Source organism: Protofrankia sp. CiP1_Cm_nod2, from assembly GCF_920664355.1.
In the GTDB taxonomy this organism is placed as follows: Bacteria; Actinomycetota; Actinomycetes; order Frankiales; family Frankiaceae; genus Protofrankia.
Genome location: NZ_CAKKTL010000111.1, coordinates 1,993 through 4,473 on the forward strand (window position 1 = coordinate 1,993; position 2,481 = coordinate 4,473).

At 70.5% G+C, this 2,481-nt stretch carries 3 protein-coding genes; 2 read left to right on the forward strand and 1 reads right to left on the reverse strand.

The genetic code is table 11. The annotated features are described in order from the left end of the window. Window positions 1–424: IS200/IS605 family transposase (gene tnpA / locus NBW84_RS13705; protein ID WP_250285118.1), on the reverse strand; the 424-nt coding region annotated here is incomplete at its 3' end. 21 nt (window positions 425–445) lie between these two features. On the opposite strand from tnpA, the gene NBW84_RS13710 reads away from it, so the two are divergent. Further along, window positions 446–1,660 carry an RNA-guided endonuclease InsQ/TnpB family protein gene (locus NBW84_RS13710; RefSeq protein WP_250285119.1) on the forward strand — a complete coding sequence of 405 codons (1,215 nt, stop codon included), beginning with the start codon at window positions 446–448 and terminating at the stop codon, window positions 1,658–1,660. 92 nt (window positions 1,661–1,752) lie between these two features. Beyond that, window positions 1,753–2,481, forward strand: a 729-nt coding sequence (locus NBW84_RS13715) for a toll/interleukin-1 receptor domain-containing protein (RefSeq protein ID WP_250285120.1), incomplete at its 3' end; no start/stop codon positions are given.

The window sequence follows — 2,481 nt, forward strand, 5'->3', positions numbered from 1 at the left end:
AGCGCATCGGGGCTGGCCGCCGCTGCCCTTCGATGTACTCGCGTAACAGCGCGATCGGGGCAGTGCCAGCCGACACCGCGAAGTACGACGGGGACCAGAAATGCCCCCGCATCGAGGCCCGGTTCACCCGGCCGGTGAACTCGGCACGCAGCATCCGCGCGGACACGCCCTTCAGGGAGTTCACGAGCGCGGAGACGGCGACCTTCGGCGGGTACTCGACCAGCAGATGTACGTGGTCGTCCTCGCCAGTGAATGCGACCAGGCGGGCGCCGAAGTCGTCGCACACGCCGCGCATGGTCCGCTCGCAGGCGTTCAGCATCGCATCGTCGAACACGCCCCGCCGGTACTTCGTCACAAAGACCAAGTGAACGTGCAGTGCGGAAACCACATGTCTGCCTCGCCGGTAGTCGTCGGAGATGTCCATAGACCAAGTATGATGGGTGGCATGCCGGCCGTTCGCTACCGCTACCGCGCCTACCCGTCGCCGGGTCAGGTGCGGGCGTTGGCGCGGGCGTTCGGTTGCGCCCGGGTCGTCTACAACGACGCGATCCGGCTCCGCGACACCGCGTACGCGGCCGGGGAGAAGCTCTCCGACACCGAGGTGCAGCGCCGGGTGGTCACGCTCGCCAAACAGACGCCCGAACGGGACTGGCTCGCCGAGGTGTCGTCGGTGGTGCTGGTGCAGGCATGCCAGGACGCCCGGCGGGCGTTTCGGAACTGGTTCGACTCGCTGTCCGGGAAACGGAAAGGCCGCCGGGTAGGCCATCCCCGGTTCCGGTCCCGGAAGGACAATCGGCAGTCGGTCCGGCTGACCCGTAACGGGTTCACGGTCACCGCCCGGGGTGTGCGGGTCGCGAAGGTCGGGGATGTGCGGCTCGTCTGGTCACGGGAGCTGCCGTCGATTCCGTCGTCCGCCACGGTGATCCGGGAGGCGGACGGCCGGTACTACGTGTCGTTCGTCGTCGACGTCGCGGGCGAGCCCTACCCGGCGGTGTCTGCCGACGTTGGGATCGATCTGGGGTTGGACCGGCTGGCCACCCTGTCAACAGGTGAGATCATCACCAACCCGCGTCCTCTTCGGTCGAAGCAGCGCCACCTGTCCCGCGCCCAACGGGCACTGGCCCGCAAGCGGAAAGGCTCGTCCAACCGTCGGAAGGCGGCCCGCCGGGTCGCGGTCCTCCACCGCACGGTGCGGGAAACCCGCCGCGACCAGCACCACAAGCTCGCCGCTCGACTTGTCCGCGACAACCAAGCGGTCTACGTCGAGGATCTCGCGGTGTCCGGGCTGGCCCGGACGACACTGGCCCGGTCGGTGCACGACGCCGGCTGGGCGATGCTGGTCGGTCTGATCGAGGAGAAGGCGGCCCGCCGGGGCCGGACCGTGGTGCGGGTGGGCCGGTTCTTCCCGTCGTCGCAGGTGTGCTCGGTCTGCGGGGTGACGGACGGCCCGAAACCGCTGCCGGTCCGGGTGTGGATCTGCGCGGCCTGCACCACCACCCATGATCGTGATCTGAATGCGGCCCGGAACATCCTGGTCGAGGGCCGTCGGATCGTCGCCGCCGGGCGGGCGGAGACGGAAAACGCCTGTGGAGCCGACGTAAGACCGGGACCTGTCCCGGCGGTTGGCGTCGAAGCAGGAACCCAGCGAGGTGCCGCGTGAACCCACGCGACACGGTAGGAATCCCTGTCCTTCAGGGCGGGGAGGACGTCAAAGAATGCCGCATGCCGGATGCCCGGTGGGATACTCGCGCGGTGGGCGACGGGGGTCGTGACAGCACCGCCACGGTGTGGGATTTCTTCGTGTCGTACACGCGGACGGATCAGCCGTGGGCGGAGTGGATCGCCGAGGCGCTGGAATCCGACGGGCACCGGGTGCTGGTGCAGGCGTGGGATTTCGTCCCGGGGTCGAACTGGCCAGCGCTGGTGCACGCGGGTGTGACACGAGGCGGTCGTCTGCTCGCGGTGCTCAGCCCAGCTTATCTGGACTCGGTCTGGGGCAGCGCGGAATGGCAGGCGATGTGGGCGGCGGATCCGGCGGGGGACGACCGGCGGCTGATCCCGGTCCGGATCGCGCCGTGTGATCCGAAGCGGCTGGGGCTGGTGGGGACCCGTGGCTGGATCGATCTGACCGACCTGTCCGGGCCGGAGGCCGAGGCCGAGGCCACGGCGCGTACCCGGCTGCTCGACGGGGTCCGGGCGGCACGGGAGGGGCGAGTCCGCCCCACCGGCCCGTTGCTCTTCCCGGCCCGGGACGGTGACGGTGACAGGGACAGGGGCAGGGACAGCGCGGGAGATGACGGTACGGCCGGGCGGGGGGCACGGTATCCGGGCCGGCCACCGGCGGTCTGGGGGCTGCCCGCGCATCTGCCGCGTAACCCGCGGTTCACCGGCCGGGAGGGTGAGCTGGCGGAGCTCCGGGAGCGGCTGACCCGTTCCGGGCAGGCCGCGGTCGTCCCCCACCTCCCGGTCGGCAGGACCCCA